The organism is Micromonospora sp. NPDC047753 (assembly GCF_040642735.1).
Taxonomy (GTDB): Bacteria; Actinomycetota; Actinomycetes; order Mycobacteriales; family Micromonosporaceae; genus Micromonospora.
On the sequence record NZ_JBEYSL010000838.1, the window covers coordinates 1 to 1,492 of the forward strand.

Genomic DNA, 1,492 nt, shown 5'->3' on the forward strand with positions numbered 1-1,492 from the left:
CTCGCGTTCGGCGACCAGCCGGGTGGCCTGGGTGACGTTCACTGGGTGACCTCTCGGAAGATCTCGGTGAGCGAGGGGCTGACCGGGCGGAAGGCGCGGACCGGGCCGCGCGCGAGGGCGGCCCGCAGCACGGGCTGTTCGTCGGTGCCGGCCGGCAGGTCGAAGACCACCCGCGCGCCGTCCAACTCGACAACTGTCACACCGGGGTGGTCGCGTACCCAGCCGGCGTCGTGTTCCACGACCAGCTCGAAGCGGGGCACCGTGTACGAGTCGCGCAGCTGCTGCCGGCTGCCGGCGGCCCGGATGACCCCGTCCCCGATGATCACCAGGTCGTCGCAGAGGCGCTCCACCACGTCGAGCTGGTGACTGGAGAAGAGCACCGGCGCGCCGGCCGAAGCCCGTTCCCGCAGCACGGCCACGACGGTCTCCACGGCCAGCGGGTCGAGGCCGGAGAACGGCTCGTCGAGCACCAGCACCTCGGGATCGTGGACCAGCGCGGCGGCGATCTGGGCCCGCTGCTGGTTGCCCAGCGACAGCGTCTCCAGCAGGTCGTCGCCGCGCTCGCCGAGCCCGACCCGGTCCAGCAGCGCGTCGGTGGAACGTCGTGCCGCGGCGGCGTCCAGCCCGTGCAGCCGGCCCAGGTAGGTCACCTGCTCGCGGGTGGTCATCTTGGGGTAGAGGCCCCGCTCCTCCGGCATGTAGCCGAAGCGCCGGCGGTCCTGCGGGGTCAGCGCGGTGCCGCCCCAGCTCACCTCGCCCGCGTCGGGGGCGAGCACACCCAGGATGATCCGCATGGTGGTGGTCTTGCCGGCGCCGTTGGCGCCCACGAAACCGGTCATCCGGCCGGCGGACACCTCGAAGGACACGTTCCTGAGCACCTGACGGTCGCCGAAGCTGCGGTCGACGCCGTCGAGGCGAAGCGTTCTGGTCACGCACACACGCTAGATCGATCACGCCGCCGTGCCGTCCGTCCGGCGGGTGAGCGGGCGGGTCCACCTCGCGGCGGACGCCGTCACCCGCCCGGGCGGACCACCCCGTTCTCGTACGCGAACACCACTGCCTGCACCCGGTCGCGCAGGCCGAGCTTGGCCAGTACCCGACTCACGTGCGTCTTCACCGTCGCCTCGCCCAGGTGGATGGCCGCGGCGATCTCCGCGTTGCTCGACCCGGCGGCGAGCAGCATCAGCACCTCCCGTTCGCGCGGGGTCAGCCCGGCCAGCGCGGCCTCGGCGTCCGGGCCCCGGTGGGCGGTGCCCGCCGGGTCACCGGGTCGGGCGAAGGTGGAGATCACCCGGCGGGTGATCTCCGGGGCGAGCAGACCGTCGCCCCTGGCCAGCACCCGGATCGCCTCGATCAGCTCCTCCGGCGTGCCGTTCTTGAGCAGGAAGCCGCTGGCCCCGGCCCGCAGCGCCGCGAACAGGTAGTCGTCGCGGTCGAAGGTGGTGAGGATCAGCACCGCCGGCGCCCCGGGGCCGTCGGCGACGATCTGCCG

At 73.3% G+C, this 1,492-nt stretch carries 2 protein-coding genes; both read right to left on the reverse strand.

The annotated features are described in order from the left end of the window. Window positions 1-38: 38 nt before the first annotated feature. Entirely contained in the window at window positions 39-932 is an 894-nt protein-coding gene (locus ABZ749_RS35045; RefSeq protein ID WP_357235677.1) for an ATP-binding cassette domain-containing protein, read from the reverse strand. Window positions 933-1,012: 80 nt separating this feature from the next. Continuing rightward, window positions 1,013-1,492: response regulator transcription factor (locus ABZ749_RS35050; RefSeq protein ID WP_357235679.1), on the reverse strand; the 480-nt coding region annotated here is incomplete at its 5' end.